This is a genomic window from Desulfobaculum senezii (assembly GCF_054657395.1).
The window spans coordinates 47920-66855 of the sequence record NZ_BAAHYU010000002.1; the positions used below are offsets into that span (position 1 = coordinate 47920).

Consider the following 18936-nt stretch of genomic DNA (forward strand, 5'->3'; position numbering starts at 1 on the left):
ATGGAATCTCTTCGGGAATTGTATCGCATTGGCGTCGGACCTTCCTCCAGCCATACCATGGGGCCGCGCAAGGCCGCGGAGCGGTTTTTGGCCGCACACCCCGAGGCCGCCCGCTTTCGGGTGACGCTGTTCGAGTCCCTTGCCGCAACAGGCAAAGGCCACCTGACGGACTGGGCCGTGAACGACGTCCTTGGTGAGGACCGCACCGAAGTGGTCTGGAAGGCCGAGGAAAAGCTCCCCCAGCATCCTAACGGCATGCGCTTTGAGGCGCTTGACGAGGGCGGCGCCGTGACCGGCGGCTGGACCGTGTACTCCGTTGGCGGCGGCGCCATCCGCGAGGAAGGACAGGACGCCTCCGCCGGGGAACAGGTCTACGACCTGCCGGACATCGCCACCATCATGACCATGTGCCAGCAGAAGGGCATTGCGTATTGGGAGTACGTTGAGCAGTGTGAAGGCCCTGAGATATGGGACTTTCTGCGCGAGGTCTGGACGGTGATGGAAGCGGCGATACACCGCGGCCTCAAGGCGCAGGGCGTGTTGCCCGGGTCCATCGGTTTGCGGCGGCAGGCGTGGAGCTATTACCGCAAGACCAAGCACTCCGGGCTGGATATGCAGCAGACCGGCAAGGTGACGGCCTACGCCCTTGCCGTCTCCGAGGAGAACGCGGGGGGCGGCGTTATTGTCACTGCGCCCACCTGCGGCGCGTGCGGCGTTGTCCCGGCCGTGCTCCATTATCTGAATGAAATCCACGACGACCTCGACGAAGGCGATATGCTCAAGGCCCTTGCCACGGCGGGCCTGTTCGGGAACGTCATCAAGCATAACGGCTCCATCTCCGGCGCGGAGGTTGGCTGTCAGGGCGAGGTCGGCTCGGCCTGCGCCATGGCCGCTGCCGCCGCGGCCCAGCTTATGGGCGGTTCTGTCGGCCAGATTGAATACGCCGCAGAGATGGGACTGGAGCATCACCTTGGCCTCACCTGCGACCCGGTGGACGGGCTGGTGCAGATTCCCTGCATTGAGCGCAACGCCTGCGCGGCCACGCGCGCCATGTCCCGGGGCCAGATGGCCATCCTGTCCGACGGCACACACCGCGTGCCCTTTGACGAGGTAGTCGAGGTCATGACCCAGACCGGCCACGACTTGCCAAGCCTGTACCGCGAGACGTCCACGGGCGGCCTCGCCAAGGCGTACGGCAAGCGCGTGCTCGGCGCAAAATAAAGCCCCCCGCCGCATCCTGCGCGAGTGATGCGGCGGTTTCGCACCTCCACCACGTTGGAGCATTGCGCCCGTCCGGAGCGGTTGATGCCGCCACCCGGACGGGCGCTTGTCTTTTGCTGGCGGGCGTTTGGACGCGTTATGACGTGGGGCGCGGGCCGTGCTATACTCCGGCAGGGCATATGACCCATGCAGAGGAGGAGCCTATGGGCGTTCGGATGGTAGTAGCGGCGATGTGCATGGTGGTCCTTGCGGCGGGAGCCGCGTGGACCGCGGAGCAGGAAGGAGACGGTATGACAGCGCAGACAGCAGTGGCGACCTTTGCCGGAGGATGTTTTTGGTGCCTTGAGTCGCCTTTTGATGGTGAAGAGGGCGTGTTGGAGACTGTGGTGGGCTACACCGGCGGCGAAACGGAGAACCCGACGTACGAGCAGGTGTCCTCCGGCGGCACCGGGCACGCGGAAGCCATCCAGATTACCTACAATCCGGCCGTTGTGGGGTACGATAGGCTCCTTGGCATCTTCTGGCGCAATATCGATCCGCTGGACGCTGGCGGGCAGTTTTGCGACCGGGGCAGCCAGTACCGCAGCGCCATTTTTTATCATGATGTCGAGCAAAAGCGTCTTGCCGAGGCCTCGCGCGATGCCCTCGCCGCGTCCAGCCGCCTTGATGGGCGTATTGTGACGGAAATTGTTCCTGCGGGCGCCTTTTGGCCTGCGGAGGACTATCATCAGGACTACTACCGCAAGAATCCCATCCGGTATAAATTCTACCGCTATGGGTGCGGGCGGGATAATCGTCTTAAGGAATTGTGGGACAAATAAGGCGGCGGAAAGCACACGCATGATGCGGCGGCCCCGGACGGAAACGTCCGGGGCCGCCGTGCGTTTTTAGACGTCGTCGGGGGCTTGGGACAACAGCTGGGTGCCAAGGCCGGTGAGGAGCCAGTCCAGCGATGTGCCGGTGCGCGTCCCCACGGTGACCAGCCAGTCCGGCGGCACGCGGCGGTTTTTTTTAGCATTGGAGATGGACGCCGAGGAAACGTTCAAAAACGCGGCGAGCTCTTTGTAGGTGGCGCTTTGGGTGGCGGTTTTCAGGCGCTCCAGCACGCGAGTGGGCGAGCGCAGCAGCTTGGCGCGCGACAGGTCGCGGACCGTGACGTACATGCGCGGCTCACCAAAGAAGGTGTCGTTGTAGTGGGCGCGGATGAACACCGTGGAGAATTTGCGGCGGCGGTAGCGCACGTCGCATTCAAAGCTGACGGGGCGCTTGCGAGAGAGGACGCGGCGCATGGCTTCCTGCGCGCGGGGCAGGTCCTTGGGGTGCAGCAGGTCCACAATGGAGGTGATGTCCTGCACGCGGCCGTCCTCGGTGGCGCCAAGGATGGGCTGACGACGTTTGGACGTGGCGGTGCGGATGATGCGGCCTTCGGAATCAATGACAAGAAGGGAGTCCGTGCCTTGCTCCATCAGGCTGTGCATGTAGGCGGTTTCCTTTTCCACCTCGTCCGTGATGTCCTTGCAGATGCCGATGAGGCCGATGATATCCTGCGAGGCTTCGTCAAACACCGGGCGGCGGACGATGCGGTACCACTTGTCCTCTCCGGTAAAGTGGCGGGCTAGCGGCGTGGTGATCTCGCGCCGCTCCTGAAAAACCTGAATCGCGGTCTGGATGAGCGGGCGCGAGAGGTCTTCCGGCAGAAATTCCGACTCCGTGCGTCCGGTGATGTCCGTGCGGCTGAGGCCGAAGGCGGCGCAATAGGCGTCGTTGGCGGTGACGATGCGGTGGTCGCGGCCCTGCACCCAGGCGATGTCCGGCAGGGCGTGGACAACGGGGGAGAAGTCCTTGGACAGCTTGTTGGTGTGCGGAAAGCCGCTGGGCAGGAAGTAGCCGGAAAAGGCGCGGATGCGTCCGGATGCATCGCGCACGGGGTGGGCGGTGTACAGAAAGCTGATGGGCGCGCCGTTTTTACAGCGCAGGGTCACCTGGCCGCGTTCAATGCCGCCGCGCCGGAGCATGGTTTTGATGGTCCGGCGGTCTTCTGGGCTGTAGTAGAGCTCGCCCGTGTTGGTGGCGAGCACTTCCTCACGCGTGTAGCCACACATGGAGCAGATGGCGGCGCTGATGTCGAGGATGGCGCCGGCGGGCGTAATGGTAAAGCCCATGGCGCTTTCGTCTTCGTCCTCGCCCAGCGGATGCAAGGGCTTGCCCTGCGCCACAACAAGGTTGGACTGCCCAGCCGGGGTGAGGATTTCCATGCCCTGCCAGCGCAGTTGGCGTACGCCCGACCCGTCGCGCGTGCGCATGCGCAGGACGAGTTCGGCCATGTGCGTGGTCTTGGAACTGCTGGCGATGGTGCCCTTGAGGGCGGCGACTTCAGAAGGTTCGATAAGCTCGAAGATATTGCGCCCGATGATTTCCTCGCGCGCTTGTCCGCGCCTGTCGAGGTAGGCGGCGTTAACGTAGAGCACGGTTCCGTCGGGCTGAAAGATAATGCCGCAGTCTTCACTGTTGGACAGGCCACGGCTATAGAACGAAAGGGCGTCCAAGGCGGTCTCCTTGTGGTGCTGCGTTGTGCGTGGTTGGCGCGGCTCATGCGCCTTGCGCCTGATGGGGCGCGCGGGGGGCGGCAACGGGGGCGGCGTCCTGCCGCTGTTACCGTCATGCCGTACGCTTCGGGGGCGCTTTGGCGGCGCATGACTCGGCGCGTTTAACGCGCGCGAACGCCCTGCACAGTGCCAGAGAGTTCATAAAAAGTGAATCGCCTTTGCTCCCCTTCATAAATCGTGAATGTAAAATGGCGGGATGTGCCTTGCATAAAAGGTTTTTTACGGTACTGTACCGCGCCTGTCATTAAGCGCGTGCGCGCGCAACCGTTTGAGATTCTACAGAGAAGTGAGAGGGGGAAAAGAGTGAAAAAATGTATTGTGGGGCTTATTCTCGCCCTGTTGTGTGGAGCTTTGCTCGGCGGGACGGCGTTTGCGTCCGGCTACGGCATCTATGAGTGGAGTACCAGGGGCAACGCCCTTGGTGGAACGCTGATCGCCCGCGCCGACGACCCGAGCGCTGTGGCCTATAACCCGGCAGGCATCACCCAGTTGCCGGGCATCAACACCATGGCGGGCCTGACCGTTATCGCGCCCAATGCCGAGGTCAAGATGGCCAGCGGACACGGTAACGGCAAGGGTGCGGATTCCGCATGGGCCATCCCGCACGCCTACTACACCCACCAGCTGAGCGATACCGCATGGTTTGGCGTTGGCACCTTCTCCCGCGTGGGCCTTGGCACCGAATACGTGGACGACGAGAACTGGGCTGGCCGTTACAACTGTTCCTACGCGGGCATCAAGTCCACCTCCCTGAACCCGAACCTCGCCATTAAGGTCACGGACAAGCTGTCCGTTGCCGCTGGTGTGGAGATCGTGTTTTTGGAGTTTGCGTTTGATAAGGCGGAGGACCTTGATGCTAAAGTAGGCAGTTCCGCACCTGATCCCAGCTCCAACACCACAGACGTGAAGTCCAAGACCCGCGCTCAGGGCTGGGCACCGGGCTGGAACCTTGCCATGCATTATAAGGCCACGGATTGGTTGTCCCTTGGCGCTGTGTACCGCAGTCAGGTGGATATGACCGTTGACGGTAAGACGCATTTTGACGCCAATCCTGGTGCAGCTGCGATGATTAGCGCTATCCCACCATTTAAGGCTGCCTTTGGCGACCGCACTGATTCCAAGGGCACCGCCCCCATTCCGGCGTCCACGTCATTCGGCATCATGGTCAAGCCCATGGATAAGCTCACTGTCGAAGTCGACGCCGTGCACACGGACTGGAGCTCCTACACGGACCTGACCTTCGAGCATGCAAATACGAATCTTGGCGATGATGGTGTTTCTGGCAGCGACAAGAACTGGCGCGACACATGGCGCTACCAGTTCGGCGTGGAATACGCCATGCGCGACTGGATGGACCTGCGCTTCGGCTACGTGTGGGACGAATCCCCCATTGTTGACGACCACGCCGACTACGCTGTGCCCGGCAACGACCGTCAGATTCTGACCGGTGGTGTGGGCATGCGTTTTGACGAGTGGACCGTGGACCTGTCCTACGGCTACCTGTGGATGAAGGGCCGCGATATCGAAGCCCGCCCCGACGAGGGCGTGTTTGAGTCCGAGATCGAAGACGGCCACTCCCATATGGTGGGTCTGTCTGTGAGCTATGCGTTTTAATTTGTGATGCCGGACCGCTGAAGCGCTTTCTGCCACTGCGCTTTGGCCGGGACCTCTCCGGTGTTTTGCGGGGATGGATGCTGCGTGCGTCCATCCCCGTTTTTGCGTGGAGAGGGCAAAAGATGTGGCAGAGCGGTGGGAGGGCGCATCAGGAAGGCGGCGGTAATGCGTGTGGGAACGCAGGGTGGGCGGGACGAGCATGCTGTGTCGGGACGTCCTTCGCCGTCGTGGGCATCTGTACAGCGTCCTTGCGCTCACATCCGCTGCGGTATTCCCTCGCTATCCCTCCGGCGCTTCCGTGGGCAGGCCCGCAAGGGTGCGCTGCAGCCAGCGGGCGGCCGGGCGCAGGGTGCGGCCGCGCGGCCAGATGAGATAGATGGGCGCGGTGATGGTGGCCCCCTTGAACTCCACGGGCAGTTCCACCAACCGTCCGGCGGCAAGGCTTTCCTGCGTTAGGGACGTGGGCAAAAAGGCCCAGCCCACGCCGGATTCCACAATGCTCCGCACGATGTAGTAGTTTTCGGCCAGCCAGACCGTGTTGCCGATGACCGCCTTTTCGTCGAGGCGTTCGCCGCCGCGGCTGGTGGGGATGACCTCTCGGTAGGCCGCAAGGTCGTCCACGGTAGGCCCAATCATGGCGGAGAGCGGATGCTCCGGCGCGGCAACGACAGTGAATTCCAAATTATGTAGCAGGCGGAAATTGAGGGACGTTGGCGCGTCCTGCCGAAGCGGCGTCATAAGGCCAATCTCCGCGCGCCCGGAGGTGACGAGTTCCGCCACGTCGCCAAGGGCGGCGAACAGGCATTCCAGCTCCACATGCGCAAAGGTCTGCGCAAAATCCGCCAGCACGCGGTTCAGAACGTCCGGCGGCGCCATTTCGTCTGTGGCGATGGTGACGCGGTGCTCCATGCCAAGGGACAGTGTGCGGGCGCGCTCCTCCATCTCCGCCCCGCGCGTGACGATATGCCGGGCGTCGCGCAGCAGGGCGTTTCCTTCCTCGGTAAGCACGGGCAGCTTGCCGCTGCGGTCAAAAAGGTCAACGCCGAGGTCGATTTCCAGATTCATGATGGCGGTGCTGACGGCGGACTGCACCTTGCCGAGGCGCCGCGCCGCCGCTGAAAACGAACCGCTTTCCGCTGCAGCGATAAAGGCTTTGAGATGTTCAAGGTTGAGACTCATGCCCACATCCTATAGAAGGTTCATCCATCTTGATTTGAGATGGTATCTGACTGGATATTGCCTGTAAACACGATATACAGTCGGCTTGTTCGCGCGGGATAGCCGCGGACACTCTACGCCGGAGGCCCCGGCGGACCCACCCCTTCCTGCTGAGCCAAAGCGCTGCGAGCGCGGCGTTGCCGCGTCCGTGACAGGCGGGGTGCGCACAACAAGACAATTTTTCAAGCGAGAGGAATATACAATGCGTACGACAAACGACCGTCTGCGCCACGCGGTTCTCTTTGAACTGTTTGGCCTGCTTATCGCGGCTCCCATGGCCGCATGGGTGACCGGGAAATCCATTTCCCACACCGGTGTTATGAGCCTGAGCCTCAGCCTGTCCGCCATGGTGTGGAACTGTGTGTACAACTGGGGCTTTGACCATATGCTGGTGTGGATGAAACGTCCCCTGCACAAGCGTCCCGTGTGGCTGCGCTCCGTGCACGCGCTGATGTTTGAGGTCACTTTCCTGCTGCTGACGCTGCCCGGCGTGGCGTGGTGGATGGATATGCCGTTGTCGCACGCCCTTGTCATGAACATTGGCTTCTCCACCTTCTTTATGGTGTACGCCTTTGTGTACAACTGGGCCTACGACATCGTGTTTCCCTGCCCGTCCGCAGCGCAGGCCGAAGCCTAACACGGCCTTTCCTTGGTGGTGCAAAAGCGCCCCCTCCTGTTGGAGGGGGCGCTTTTTTTTGTGCTCCGCAGGCTCTCGGACGTTGCCCTTCAAAATCCCAAGTGCGGCCGGGACGTGCGCGTGTGGAAGGAATGCAGCGGCACCACCGCCGTGCTTTCGGGTGAGGCTGGGAGAGGGGAGCGCCGTGCTACGTCATCAGGTCGCGGACCTTGGCGTTGGCGTCGGCCACGCGCTCGGACAGCAGGTTGACGATAAAGCGGTGAATGGCCGCGGTGAAGTGCGGCGCCTTGGCTTGCAGCTTGTGCAGGACCGTGGTGGACAGGCGGTACAGGGTGCAGTCCTCCGCCGCGATGATGGTGGCCGAGCGTGGGGCGGATGTATAGATGCCCATCTCGCCAAAGGCGGTGCCCGGTCCCATCTTTTTCAGGCGCAGAATCTTGCCGCCTTCCAGCTCTAACTGCACGTTCACCATGCCGGATTCAATAAAGTACATGGCGTCGGACGGGTCCCCCTGCCGGAAGACGGGCGTGCCCTTTTTGATCTGTACCTTCTTGAGCACCTTCATCAGCAGGGGGATATAGCGCGGTTCGGGGAAGACGGGCCGCAAAAGCTCCGCAAGGGGCTGACTGTCCACGGTCAGGGCGTCTTCGGCGTCGAGGATATGATCTTCGGCCCATTCAAGGGCGTAGTCGAGCGACGTGACGGTGAGGGAGTGGCGTTCTGGATCGTTCAGGATGCATCCCGCACCCTTGAGCTGTTCCTCAAGCTCAAAGGGGATGTTGGTGAAGACCAGCATAAAGCTGAACTTGCGCGCCATCTGCTGGAGCTTGGTGAAGGAGAGGGCCACGGAGGAGTCCAGCCCGCCGATGAAGGTAAAGTCGAGGAGCAAAAAGCGCAGTGCGTTATGCTCCCTGTTGCGGATGCGGGTATGAATATGGCGGAGCAGGCCGCTGATGGTGCCCAGAAAGATAAAGCCCTGCAGGGCGATGACGTGAATCTGGTCGCCCTTTTCCTTGAGGATGCGGAACTGTGAGGGAGCGCGGTCCACGTTGCTGTGGAAGGTTGCGCCGGACATTTCGTGCTTGACCACGCTCATGGAGCCGTAGCGTCCGGCAACCACCAGCAGCGCGAGGGCTGCTCCGATACCCGCACCGACAAGGATGCCAAAAGCGCAGGTGAGCAGAAAGATGAGGACAAGCAGGGAGTAGTCGCCCTTGTGTGTGAATTGGGTGCGGGTGGAGATGAGCCAGCGCCACATCAGGGACAGGCCAAGGGCAAGGAGCAGGCCCGTTGGGACAAAGCGCGGAATGAACGCAATGGCGTAGTGGATGCCAAACAGCGCGCCACCGCAGGTCAGGGCGGCAATGATGCCCGCCACAGCGCCGCGGGCGCCAAGGGCCTTGTTGCTGAGGCTGCGCGACAGGGCGTAGGTGGCGGGCACGCCGCCTAAGAGGCCCGTCAGCAGGTTGCCCATGCCCATACCGAGGTATTCGCGGTTGATGTCCACGTCGCGGCCGAGGGCAATTTCCATCTGCGTAATCTTATACATGGTGCCCACAAGGATAAGCCCTGTCAGGACCACGATGTAGCCAACGTTGCTGACAATGGCCGCAAGGTCCACGTCATGAATAAGGGAAGAGGAGTAGATGTTCCAGAAGTGGTCCTGCGCCATGGGGGCAAAAAGCCACCCCTGCATCCGCGCCGCCTCAAGGTCCATCCCAAAGGCAAAAAACGCCGCGTGCGCGCCGCCAATGGCAAGGAGCATCAACGGCAGAATAAGCGCGTCCCCGCGCTTGAGGCGCATGACAATAAAGAGCACCAGCCCGAAGGCCGCAGGCGGAATCCACATCAGGCAGGTGGATTCGTCAAACAGCCGCAGCAGCAGGTCCATTCCGGTCCCGGAACACCCCACCACAAAGGCCAGCGTGTATTTGATGACATAAAAGCCCACACCCGCCGCCATGCCCCCGATGGCTTGAATGGGGACAAAGCGCAGCCAATCGCCATTGCCGACGCCGCCAATGGTCCACAGGCACAGCCCCACGAAAACGGTGAGGACCATGGAGGCCGCAAGCAGTGTGGTGCGGACGACGATGGGCGCCGCTGTGTCCGGCAGGGCGGCGTGGACCCCGCCAAGGTAGAGAAACAGCAGCAGGGCAACAATGGACTCCGGCCCGGCAAGGGCAAAGGCTACGCCGCTGCGCGAGGCAATGACCAGCCCGACCACGGTGGCGCTGATAAGCGTGATGCTGAGGGCGTGGGCGAAACTGTTGGCTGTAGGCACCTGCGAGGAAATGAGCAGGGCGGCGGCAACGCAAAACAGAATGCTGAGCAGACCGGAGAACACCCCGGCAAAGAGGTTGAGTCCGAAGTTGCCCTGAAAGATATGTACCGGCTCTACTTCGGCCTCGGTGAGCAGCTCGTGCGGGGCATTGGAGGGCGGCGGGACGGCTGAGGCGCGTGGCGTTGCGTCTGGGATCATGTCGTCCAGATTCAGTTCACCCGCCTCGGCTTCGGCCATAACCGGGGCGCCGCACGACGGGCAGGCAATGGTCTGCCCGAGCGATTTTTCGGAAACGGTGTGAGATTGCCCGCACTTATTGCAATGTACAACTGCCACGGTGCTGACTCCGTCTGAGTGGTTAAAGGCCGAATTTCAATCAATATAGCCTGTTTGCGGAGCAAAGTGCAACTCGTGGTGTGGAAAAAGAGTTGGCGTGGGAGTGAAGGGCATGCGGGAAGCGTGGGGGCAACTGGGCCTTGTGCGCAGGGCCAAGAACCCAATGCGCCCTTCCGGCCGAAGCCGGAAGGGCCGCAGGGCACACCGCGGCGGAGGGATGGCCGCGGCGTGACAGCATTCGTGTGATGTAGGTATGGAGGTAAAAGACCGGCGCAAAGCGCCGGATGGTTCCATGTTCCGCACGCGCCGCGTGGCTGTTTGGAGGACGGTGCGCGGCGCGTGCGGGAAATGGGCGGGACCGAGGTGGGAGCCCGGTCACCAAAGAGTGGGATACGGATTGGCTCTATGCGCCAAAACTGCTGGAGTGCTTCTTGGATTCGAGAATGTGAACACAGGCTGTACCCAAAGGAGGGAGGCCCGGTCGCCAGCAGTATGAGGGCTTTTATGAGCGTAAAGACATCCAGAGTATCCAACATGGCTTTACGTCGAGGTCGATGGGGCTCATCGTTCGCTCGTGGGTTCTATGTAGATATTTTCACATGGCATGGCAAGGGGTTTGTTCACTTTTTTAGTAGAGAAAAAAGATTCATAAAATACGTATGCTTAGCGAAAAGTAAACACTCATTCCTAACGACTTCCGCGCAAGGGCTTCAAAAAACTCCAACAAAAACAGTCTATTACAGTGTCGTTTGGACGACGCAGAAATTTTGTGATCGCGATCATTAAGTTATATAATTCACATAATGTCGAGCGTTGCTGAATTCTGGCGTGTGGTGGGGTTTTGGTGGCGCTGCGGGCTGGCGCAAAAAAACGGGCGGGAAGCGCACTGCGCATCCCGCCCGTCGTGGTGGCAGAAAGAGTGAGGCTAGGACTCGACGAGTTCCAGATTCACCTCAAGGCGCGACAGGTTCACGTCGCGCAGGAAGACCCGCACGCTCTGGCCTATGCCAAAGCGTTTCTTGGTGCGTTCGCCCCAGATTTCCTGACGGTCGGCCATATAGGCATAGTAGTCGTCCTCCAGCGTGGAAAGGCGCACAAGGCCTTCGGCCATGACTTCATTCAGCTCCACCCAGAATCCAAAGTCCGCCACACCGTTGATGATGCCCGTAAACTCCGCGCCAACCTTGTCGCGCAGGAACAGGATGGTCACGCGGCGCAGGATTTCGCGTTCGGCCTTCATGGCCACACGTTCACGGGCGCTCAGGTGGTCGCCAAGGTCGGCAAGGGTGTCAAACTCCGGTGCGGGCACATCGCCAAAGCCTAGGGCCGCCTTGACCGAGCGGTGGATGACAAGGTCGGCGTAGCGGCGGATGGGCGAGGTGAAGTGGCAGTAGCAGTCCGAGGCAAGGCCATAGTGCCCCTCGTTTTCCGGGCCGTAGCTGGCCTGCATCATGGAGCGCAGCACAAGGCGGCCCACAATGAATTCCATATCCGTGCCCTCGGCGGCGGCAATGAGGTCACGCACGGCCTGCGGGGAGGGAGACGTGGGAATCTTGGACCCAAGCTCGGTGCGCGCCAGCATCTTAAAGACGGACTGGAGCTTCTCTGCATCCGGCGAGGGGTGCACGCGGTAGAGGCAGGGCATGTCCCGGTTCTCCAGAAAACGCGCCACCGCCTCGTTGGCGGCAATCATGAACTCCTCCACAATCTGGTGGGAGAAGGTGCGCGCCTTGGGCTGGATGTCCGTGGCGACGCCGTCCATGTCGAAAAAGATTTCCGGCTCGGGCAGGTCAAAGTCCAGGGTGCCGCGGTCCTGCCGCATGCGGTTCAGGATGCGGGCCAGGCGCTCGGCGTCCTCCAGCATGGGGACAACATGGCTGACGGCGGTGCGTTCGGCCTCGTCCTTGTCCTGCAGGATGCGGTGCACCTGCGAGTAGGTCAGGCGCGCATGGCTGCGGATGACGGCGGGGTAGAATGTTTCGCCGCTGCACTGGCCGTCTTTGCCGATGACCATCTCGGCCACCATGGCGAGGCGGTTGACGTTCGGGTTCAGACTGCACAGGCCGTTGGAGAGCGCCTCCGGAAACATGGGTTCCACGGACTGGGGGAAATAGTAGGAGTTGCCACGCTCGATGGCTTCCTTATCCAGCCCGCTGCCCGGCCGCACATAGTGGCTGACGTCGGCAATGGCCACCCACAGGCGGTAGCCTTTGCCCTCGGGGCGCACGCAGATGGCGTCGTCAAAGTCGCGGGCCGTTGCGCCGTCGATGGTGACCAGCGGCAGGTCGCGCAGGTCTTTGCGGCCTGCGAAGTCCGCCTCGCTGGGTTCAACGGGCAACTGTTGCGCCTCGGCCAGGGCGCTGTTGGGGAATTTGCGCGGCACGCCGTGCATCATCTTCACCAGCCCTTCCTGAACGGACACGTCGTCCTCGGCGCCGAGGGCCTCCACGGCGTCACCGGCCCACAGCTTGTGGTCCAACTTTTCACCGGGCAGCACGGAGACAATGTCCCCAAGCGCCGGTTCTTCGTCCAGCGGCTCCGTGTCGCACATAATGTTGAACTGGAGCTTGGTATCCGTGGGGTGGGAGATGAACATGTCCGGGCCGAGGCGCTTGATGAGGCGTACCGTAATCTTGCGCAGTGAGCGGTCCAGAACGCGGACGATGCGGCCTTCCGGGCTTTTGCCCTTGCGGGCGGCGGGGATGACGGCGGCAACCACGCGGTCGCCGTTCCAGGCATCGCCAAAGTTGTTGGGGCTGATGAAAATATCCTTGCGGCGCTTGTCCTCGGGGAGAAGGAAGCCAACGCCCGAGCGCTGGACTTCCAGCGTGCCCGTGACAAGGGACATGCTTTCGGTCAGGCCGTAGGCGCCGCCCTTGGTGCGGATGATTTTGCCGTCGTCCTCAAGGGATCGCAGCAGGTCCTTGAGCGCGCGCTTAGCGCCTTTGCCCTCCTGCAGGCGGGAGAGGATTTCGGCGATGCGCATGGGGCGGCCGACATCCTTGAAGAGCTTCAGCAGATTGCGGGGATTGATGCCGCGCTGGGCGGGACGTGTGTCCTCGCCGGACCGGGAACGTCTTTTCTTTCGTTTACTTGCCATAATGGTTTTATCGTATCCTTTGGATGTGAAATTTTGATGTCGGGGGAATCCGGCATTCTTGTACTGTGCTGGTCTGGGCGCGCTGTGTCCAGCCGTTTGGGCGTGTGGGCAGGGACGGCGCGCCGCGTGTGTGGTGGCGGCGCGGCCAGCGTGTGGCGGCGGATGAAGGGCCGGGGCCCGTTTTGTGTGGCGGCGCTGCGGACGGCTGCGCCGCGCGGGGCGTTAGTCGCGGGGGCGGAGGATGGTCCACCATTCTTCCCACCAGTTGGGGAAGGTCGTCTCCGCGAAGTAGGCCGGACCAAACTCCAGCGTGTGGTCAAAGGTCCACAGGTTGCGCGGCTCAAAGCGCGCCAGCTTCACGGCGTCCTTGGCCGTGCAGAGGATGTGGCGGATGTTTTTTAGGTTCGACTGGTTGCGGATTTCGTCCCAGTCGCGCTGGGTGTAGGTGTAGTGGTCGTCAAACCGCAGGTGCAGTGACGGACGGTCTCCCAGCAGGATTTCCGTGGTCTCCACCACTTGGTCAGGCTCGCCGACGCCGGTGACGAGGGTGTAGGGCGCGCCGCCAAAGGTGCGCGCGGAGTCGGCAACATCCAGCCGCTTGATGCCAAGGGGCTTGAAGGAAAAATTGAACACCGGCGCATTGTACTTGGCGAGGCGTTCCTGAATAAGCGGTTCCAGCGACTGGAACTCGTCCTCCTGACATTTGATAAGGAACGCGGCGGCGCGGGTGAGGGCGCCTTCATCCTCGCGCCACGACCCGGCGGGAATCACCGAGTTCCATTGGTCGATGAGGTCCTTTGGGCGCAGCAGCACAAGGTCAAGGTCGCGCTGCACCTTGAGGTGCTGGAAGCCGTCGTCCAGCAGAAAAAGGTCGGGGCGGAACTCGCGCCATGCCCATTTGGCGGCGCGGGTGCGGTCCGGGTCCACAATAACGCGCGACTCCGGGCACGAGCGGGCAAGGAGCAGGGGTTCGTCTCCGGCTTCCTGCGGCGTGCTGTCCGGGGTGACGAGGTAGTGCGGACCGGGCGGATTGGCCCCATAGCCGCGCGTGAGCACGGCGGAGCTGACATCGTGGCGCTCGCTCCAGCGCATCAGCCATTCCGTCAGCGGCGTTTTGCCACTGCCGCCCCAGCCGATATTGCCAATGCTGACGCAGGGGCGCGGGGGGCGGTGGGAGAGGATGCGGCCATGTTCATACCATTCGCGGCGGGCGCGCATGAGGCGTGCGTAAAGGCGGCTGGGCAGATAGAGCAGCGGGGCGAGAGTCTGTTGCAGAGAGAGTAGGTCGCTCATAGATAAAAAAAGGGGGTGGCACTCCGCCACCCCCGGGAAGGCTTAGTCTCGGGAGGCTCCAAAGAGCCTGAGGAGCATGAGGAACAGGTTGATGAAGTCAAGGTACAGGGTCAGGGCGCCAAGGATGGTGCCGCGGCGGATGGCGGTGTGATCGCCATGGGGCGCGGACTCGCCCATCATGCGCAGGCGCTGGGTGTCATACGCCGTCAGACCCGTGAAGATGACCACGCCAAGCACGGAAATGCCCCACTGCAGCGCGGAGCTGCCGACGAAGATGTTCACGATGGAGGCAATGATGATGCCGATGAGGCCCATGAACAGGAAGCTCCCCCACGAGGTGAGGTCCTTCTTTGTGGTCATGCCATAGACGCTCATACCCGCGAACATGCCCGCGCAGATGACGAAAGTCATAAAGATGCTCTGGCCGGAGTACACCAGCAGAATGCTGGACAGGGACAGCCCCATCAGCGCGCTGTAGGCCAGGAACATGCCCGTTGCCATGCCGGCGCTCATGCGCTGGATGCCAGCAGACAGGAAAAGCACCATGATAAAGGGCGCGAAGATGATGACGTAGCCCATGATGGACCCGCCAAAGAGCAGGTTCAGCATGGCGGGGCTGGACGCCGTAAGGAAGGCGCACAGCGCGGTGACGCCAAGGCCAGCGGCCATCCAGTTATACACGCCACGCATGAACGCATTCACGCCCTCGATGGAGCGCGTCTGCGAGCTGCTGACACTACCGAATCTGTTCATTGTATGTCCTCCTTGAGGATATTTGAGGCGTTTTACGTATGGGTGAATCTAATACCGATTGCGCAAACTGGCAAGTGCCACCGGATGGTACGGCGTAGAATGTGGCGAAAGTGCAGGGTTTTTCACATCGCGCAACTGTTCTACAACAGCGAAGGGACCCAGCGCACCAGTCCAAGCAGCAGCAAAAGCAGTCCTTCCTTGCGGCTGACCTCCCAGCCCGTGCGGATGCACAGCAGCACAATGGCCACGGAGCCTACCAGCATAAGTAGGCTGGTGGTGGCCGCGCCGGAAATGGCCAACGGATGCAGCAGGCTGGTCAAACCGAGCACGCCGCAAAAGTTAAACAGGTCCGAGCCGATGAGGTTGCCAAGCAGCATGTCGTTTTTGCCGCGGACCGACGCCGCAAGGCAGGTGACAAGCTCCGGCAGGCTGGTGCCTGCGGCAACAATGGTCACGCCAATGGCCCATTCCGAAACGCCGATGTGGCGCGCCAATTCCGTTGCCGCGTCCACCATCAGGCTGCCGCCGAAGGACACGCATACAAAGCCCACCAGCAGTTTGGGCGCGTCCAGCCATGTGGCAATACGTTCGTCACAGGCGGGCTCTTCGGTGCAGGCGGTCTTGGGACGCCGGAGAATAAGCACAAGGATGTACGTGACAAGGGTGCCCAGCAAAATTGTGCCGTCCACGCGGCTGAGGGTGCCATCCAGCGTGGTGAGGGTGATAAAGCCCACAACGCCAAGCAGCAGCAGGCCATCGCGCTTCAGCACGGGCTTTGCCGCGGCAATGGGGCGCAGCATGGCCATACTGCCGAGGATGATGCCAAGGTTGAAGATATTGGAGCCAACAACATTGGACAGCGAAATATCCGACAGCCCCTTGAAGGCCGCGGACGCGGTGACCAGAAACTCCGGGGCCGACGTGCCGATGGCAACAATGGTCAGGCCGATGATCAGTTCCGGCACCTTAAAGCGGCGCGCAATGGCCGCGGCGGCGTCAACAATAACTTCCGCGCCGAACCAGAGCAGCGCGGCGCTTATGAGAATGAACACGAACTGAATGAGCATGAAATCCTCAAGAATCAGGTCCGTCCGGGCATGCCACAGGCAGAGGGCGGGCGGACCCGGATGAGTGTTGGGTGAGTTGTCGAATACAGGATGATGCGTGCTCGTACCACATCATGAAGCAGCGGGTGTTGGCAACCTTGGGCCGACGAGGAAAAGCCCGGTCCAGCCGCGGTGGCGTCCGGGTCGAATCGTAATGAAAATCGTGGCCGTTGCCCGGCTCGTTTCTGTGGTGTTGATTCGCCTCAGGACACCCGGTTCGCGTACTGACCAGGCTTTGTGGGATACTAAGCAATACCCGTGCCGTTAGCGCTTTTTGGGGTCCATGGCATTGCGCGTTGGTATGGCGTCCTGCCAGGTGCATTCCTTCCAGCCAAGCGCCGTCTCGCGTGAAGGGTAAATGGTGACGGTGTGTTCGGTGTCACCCTGTGTGACGGTAACGGTGATGTCCGTTTCCGCGCGGCGCGCCTTGGGCGAGAACGACGCCATAAAGGCGGCGGCGTCACGCACGGCGTCTTCGGTCCATGCGCCGGCAAATTGACGCCCCAGCGCGAGGGGACCGGGATAGCCCACCACGTCAAAGACGAGGTCCGTCTCGGTGATGTTGCGGCGGATCATTTCATTACTATGCTGGTCGCGGCCGATGGTCAGCCAGTGCGTACCCGCCCAGTATTGCCGCCCCACGTTGGACAGGTAGAAGTCCTGCGCCGTGGGCGCGGGGTGGTGCTGGAACACCGGCGCGTAACGGCAGGCCGAGGCCTGTTCCGTCAGGCGGCAGCCGCCAGCGGGGGTGGGGATGTCCGTGATGCCGAATTCTTCGGCAAGGCGCAGCTGGTCCTTACGGCCACGGCCGGAGATGCCGTGCAGGCGCTCGCGGTCCACCAGACCGGATTCCTCCATGGGCGTGGGCGGCAGGGTTTTGGCGCACAGCGGGCGCAGCAGCAGACCTTCGGTGCCGGATTCATTGATGACGGAGTTCATGGCGTCACGCCGTTGCGACATGGGGCGCTGGCCCACCACCTCGCCGGTGGCGATGAATGTGGCGCCGTACTTCTCCAGCAGCTGGCGGGTGTGGCGCAGCATGATGATTTTGCAGTCCACGCACGGGTTGTAATACTTGCCAAAGCCGTACTTCGGCTTATTCAGCATCATCTGGACGTAGTCGTCGCCGATATTCACGACGTCGATGTCCAGCCCGTAGGTTTTGCGCCAGCCGCGCACGCGGCCCGGATGCCCAAAAAAGGGCGTGACGAAGTGCAGGCATTTGACGCGGAGGCCCTGTGCCTGAAGAACCTTGGCCGACAAGAGTGAATCGAGCCCGGCCGAAAACAGGGCCAGAGCGTCGTATGTGGTGTTCTTGGTCATGGGAAGAAAGGCTATACCCATGCTCGGCGCGGGTGGCAAGGGGTGAGGCTGGCGGGAAAACCTTATGCCAAGCGGCTTCGTCAATTATTCCGAGAGAAATGGTCGGAATGTTTGCTGCGCACAAATTTTCTCCTGCCGCCTCCCCTGCGGGGACACGTGCGCAGTTGCCGGACGGCGGGGGTTCTGCTATGTGTCGGAGGCTTTCGCTATAAATATTTCATGGAGTGATACATATGGCCAAACGTCGTACCCAGCAGCTGAGTCCCGAAGAAATGCGCAGGGAGGCATTGAGCACCGCTCTGTCGACCATTGAGCGCAAGTACGGTCAGGGTTCTGTCATGAAGCTGTCCGACGATGCGCATGTCAATATACCGACCATTCCCACCGGCTCCATTGCATTGGATATGGCGCTGGGTATCGGCGGCATCCCACAGGGTCGCGTCACCGAGGTCTACGGTCCCGAATCTTCGGGTAAGACCACGCTGACCCTGCATATCATTGCAGAATGCCAGAAGCAGGGCGGCGTTGCCGCGTTTATCGACGCGGAGCACGCTCTGGATATCAACTACGCCCGTCGCCTCGGCGTCAACACCGAGGAACTCATCATCTCCCAGCCGGACTACGGCGAGCAGGCGCTGGACATCGCCGACATGCTCGTGCGTTCCGGAGCCGTGGACATCATCGTCATCGACTCCGTTGCCGCGCTTATCCCGCAGGCCGAGCTGGAGGGCAACATGGGCGAGACGCAGGTGGGCGGACAGGCGCGCCTGATGTCCCACGCCCTCAGAAAGCTGACGGGTACCATCCATAAGTCCCGCGCTTCCGTCATGTTCATTAACCAGATCCGTATGAAGATCGGCATGACGGGCTACGGCAGCCCCGAGACCACCACCGGTGGTAACGCCCTCAAGTTCTACTCCTCCATCCGCATGGACATCCGCCGCATTCAGACCTTGAAGGACAAGGAAGAATCCTACGGCATCCGCGCCCGCGTGAAGGTGGTGAAGAACAAGGTCGCCCCGCCGTTCCGCGAGGCCCAGTTCGACGTACTCTACGGCACCGGCATCTCCCGCGAGGGTGAGCTTCTGGACATGGGTGTCGAGAACGGCATCGTGGAGAAGAGCGGCTCGTGGTACGCCTTCGGTTCCGAGCGCCTTGGGCAGGGCAAGGAGAACGTCCGCGCCATGCTGCAGGAAAACACGGAACTGGCCCAAACCATCGAGACGGCCCTGCTCAAGCATCTGGGCGTCATTGAAGACGATGAGGCCGAAGCCCCCGCGGCGGAGACGGAAAGCACAACCGAAACCACCCCGGCCGAGGCATAACTTTACCCCAATCGGCGGGCTGCTCGCACGGAGCAGCCCGCCGACCTGCCTTTATACCCTTGACCCGCCAAAAGAATTTCATCGCCCCGCAAGGGGCGAAACGCATGTGTACAGGAGAGC

General features: G+C 61.8%; 13 protein-coding genes. 5 read left to right on the forward strand and 8 right to left on the reverse strand.

Annotated features, from left to right (window positions below):
- Together ACYQ2T_RS01085 and msrA are read left to right on the forward strand one after the other, a co-directional pair.
- Complete coding sequence (locus tag ACYQ2T_RS01085) at positions 1 to 1221, forward strand: L-serine ammonia-lyase (protein WP_459900071.1); 1221 nt, start codon at positions 1 to 3, stop codon at positions 1219 to 1221.
- A gap of 290 nt (positions 1222 to 1511) precedes the next feature.
- Positions 1512 to 2042 carry a peptide-methionine (S)-S-oxide reductase MsrA gene (msrA, locus tag ACYQ2T_RS01090; RefSeq protein ID WP_459897747.1) on the forward strand — a complete coding sequence of 177 codons (531 nt, stop codon included), beginning with the start codon at positions 1512 to 1514 and terminating at the stop codon, positions 2040 to 2042.
- Positions 2043 to 2108: 66 nt separating this feature from the next.
- Here the strand turns inward: msrA and ACYQ2T_RS01095 are convergent, their stop codons facing one another.
- Entirely contained in the window at positions 2109 to 3767 is a 1659-nt protein-coding gene (locus ACYQ2T_RS01095) for a PAS domain S-box protein (RefSeq protein ID WP_459897749.1), read from the reverse strand.
- Positions 3768 to 4130: 363 nt separating this feature from the next.
- Here ACYQ2T_RS01095 and ACYQ2T_RS01100 point away from each other — a divergent pair, with 363 nt between their 5' ends.
- Positions 4131 to 5441, forward strand: a complete 1311-nt coding sequence (locus ACYQ2T_RS01100) for an OmpP1/FadL family transporter (RefSeq protein ID WP_459897751.1) — start codon at positions 4131 to 4133, stop codon at positions 5439 to 5441.
- Positions 5442 to 5720: 279 nt separating this feature from the next.
- Here the strand turns inward: ACYQ2T_RS01100 and ACYQ2T_RS01105 are convergent, their stop codons facing one another.
- Entirely contained in the window at positions 5721 to 6620 is a 900-nt protein-coding gene (locus ACYQ2T_RS01105) for a LysR family transcriptional regulator (RefSeq protein WP_459897753.1), read from the reverse strand.
- Between the two features lie 241 nt (positions 6621 to 6861).
- On the opposite strand from ACYQ2T_RS01105, the gene ACYQ2T_RS01110 reads away from it, so the two are divergent.
- Positions 6862 to 7296, forward strand: coding sequence for a PACE efflux transporter (locus ACYQ2T_RS01110; protein WP_459897755.1), 435 nt, complete (start codon positions 6862 to 6864; stop codon positions 7294 to 7296).
- 187 nt (positions 7297 to 7483) lie between these two features.
- Here the strand turns inward: ACYQ2T_RS01110 and ACYQ2T_RS01115 are convergent, their stop codons facing one another.
- The 6 genes from ACYQ2T_RS01115 to ACYQ2T_RS01140 form a co-directional block, all read right to left on the reverse strand.
- The gene (locus ACYQ2T_RS01115; protein WP_459897757.1) at positions 7484 to 9916 is read right to left on the reverse strand and encodes a cyclic nucleotide-binding domain-containing protein; all 2433 of its coding nucleotides are present in this window, start codon (positions 9914 to 9916) and stop codon (positions 7484 to 7486) included.
- Between the two features lie 925 nt (positions 9917 to 10841).
- Positions 10842 to 13016, reverse strand: coding sequence for a ribonuclease R (gene rnr, locus ACYQ2T_RS01120; RefSeq protein ID WP_459897759.1), 2175 nt, complete (start codon positions 13014 to 13016; stop codon positions 10842 to 10844).
- Positions 13017 to 13238: 222 nt separating this feature from the next.
- The gene (lpxK, locus tag ACYQ2T_RS01125) at positions 13239 to 14309 is read right to left on the reverse strand and encodes a tetraacyldisaccharide 4'-kinase (protein ID WP_404845628.1); all 1071 of its coding nucleotides are present in this window, start codon (positions 14307 to 14309) and stop codon (positions 13239 to 13241) included.
- A 42-nt stretch (positions 14310 to 14351) separates the two neighbouring features.
- Positions 14352 to 15062 (reverse strand): Bax inhibitor-1/YccA family protein, encoded by a 711-nt coding sequence (locus tag ACYQ2T_RS01130; RefSeq protein ID WP_404845629.1) that lies wholly within the window; start codon positions 15060 to 15062, stop codon positions 14352 to 14354.
- Positions 15063 to 15202: 140 nt separating this feature from the next.
- Positions 15203 to 16129 (reverse strand): calcium/sodium antiporter, encoded by a 927-nt coding sequence (locus ACYQ2T_RS01135; protein ID WP_459897761.1) that lies wholly within the window; start codon positions 16127 to 16129, stop codon positions 15203 to 15205.
- 303 nt (positions 16130 to 16432) lie between these two features.
- Positions 16433 to 17491 carry an adenine nucleotide alpha hydrolase family protein gene (locus ACYQ2T_RS01140; RefSeq protein ID WP_459897763.1) on the reverse strand — a complete coding sequence of 353 codons (1059 nt, stop codon included), beginning with the start codon at positions 17489 to 17491 and terminating at the stop codon, positions 16433 to 16435.
- Between the two features lie 233 nt (positions 17492 to 17724).
- Here ACYQ2T_RS01140 and recA point away from each other — a divergent pair, with 233 nt between their 5' ends.
- On the forward strand, positions 17725 to 18816 hold the full coding sequence (gene recA / locus ACYQ2T_RS01145; RefSeq protein ID WP_459897765.1) for a recombinase RecA: 1092 nt from the start codon (positions 17725 to 17727) through the stop codon (positions 18814 to 18816).
- The last annotated feature ends 120 nt before the right edge of the window (positions 18817 to 18936 follow it).

Excerpts from the sequence above, each read along its gene's own strand:
- ACYQ2T_RS01110 (WP_459897755.1), top strand. The coding sequence starts at position 6,862 with ATGCGTACGACAAACGACCGTCTGCGCCACGCGGTTCTCTTTGAACTG.
- ACYQ2T_RS01085 (WP_459900071.1), top strand. The coding sequence starts at position 1 with ATGGAATCTCTTCGGGAATTGTATCGCATTGGCGTCGGACCTTCCTCC.
- msrA (WP_459897747.1), top strand. The coding sequence starts at position 1,512 with ATGACAGCGCAGACAGCAGTGGCGACCTTTGCCGGAGGATGTTTTTGG.
- ACYQ2T_RS01105 (WP_459897753.1), bottom strand. The coding sequence starts at position 6,620 with ATGAGTCTCAACCTTGAACATCTCAAAGCCTTTATCGCTGCAGCGGAA.
- ACYQ2T_RS01140 (WP_459897763.1), bottom strand. The coding sequence starts at position 17,491 with ATGACCAAGAACACCACATACGACGCTCTGGCCCTGTTTTCGGCCGGG.
- rnr (WP_459897759.1), bottom strand. The coding sequence starts at position 13,016 with ATGGCAAGTAAACGAAAGAAAAGACGTTCCCGGTCCGGCGAGGACACA.
- ACYQ2T_RS01135 (WP_459897761.1), bottom strand. The coding sequence starts at position 16,129 with ATGCTCATTCAGTTCGTGTTCATTCTCATAAGCGCCGCGCTGCTCTGG.
- lpxK (WP_404845628.1), bottom strand. The coding sequence starts at position 14,309 with ATGAGCGACCTACTCTCTCTGCAACAGACTCTCGCCCCGCTGCTCTAT.
- recA (WP_459897765.1), top strand. The coding sequence starts at position 17,725 with ATGGCCAAACGTCGTACCCAGCAGCTGAGTCCCGAAGAAATGCGCAGG.
- ACYQ2T_RS01130 (WP_404845629.1), bottom strand. The coding sequence starts at position 15,062 with ATGAACAGATTCGGTAGTGTCAGCAGCTCGCAGACGCGCTCCATCGAG.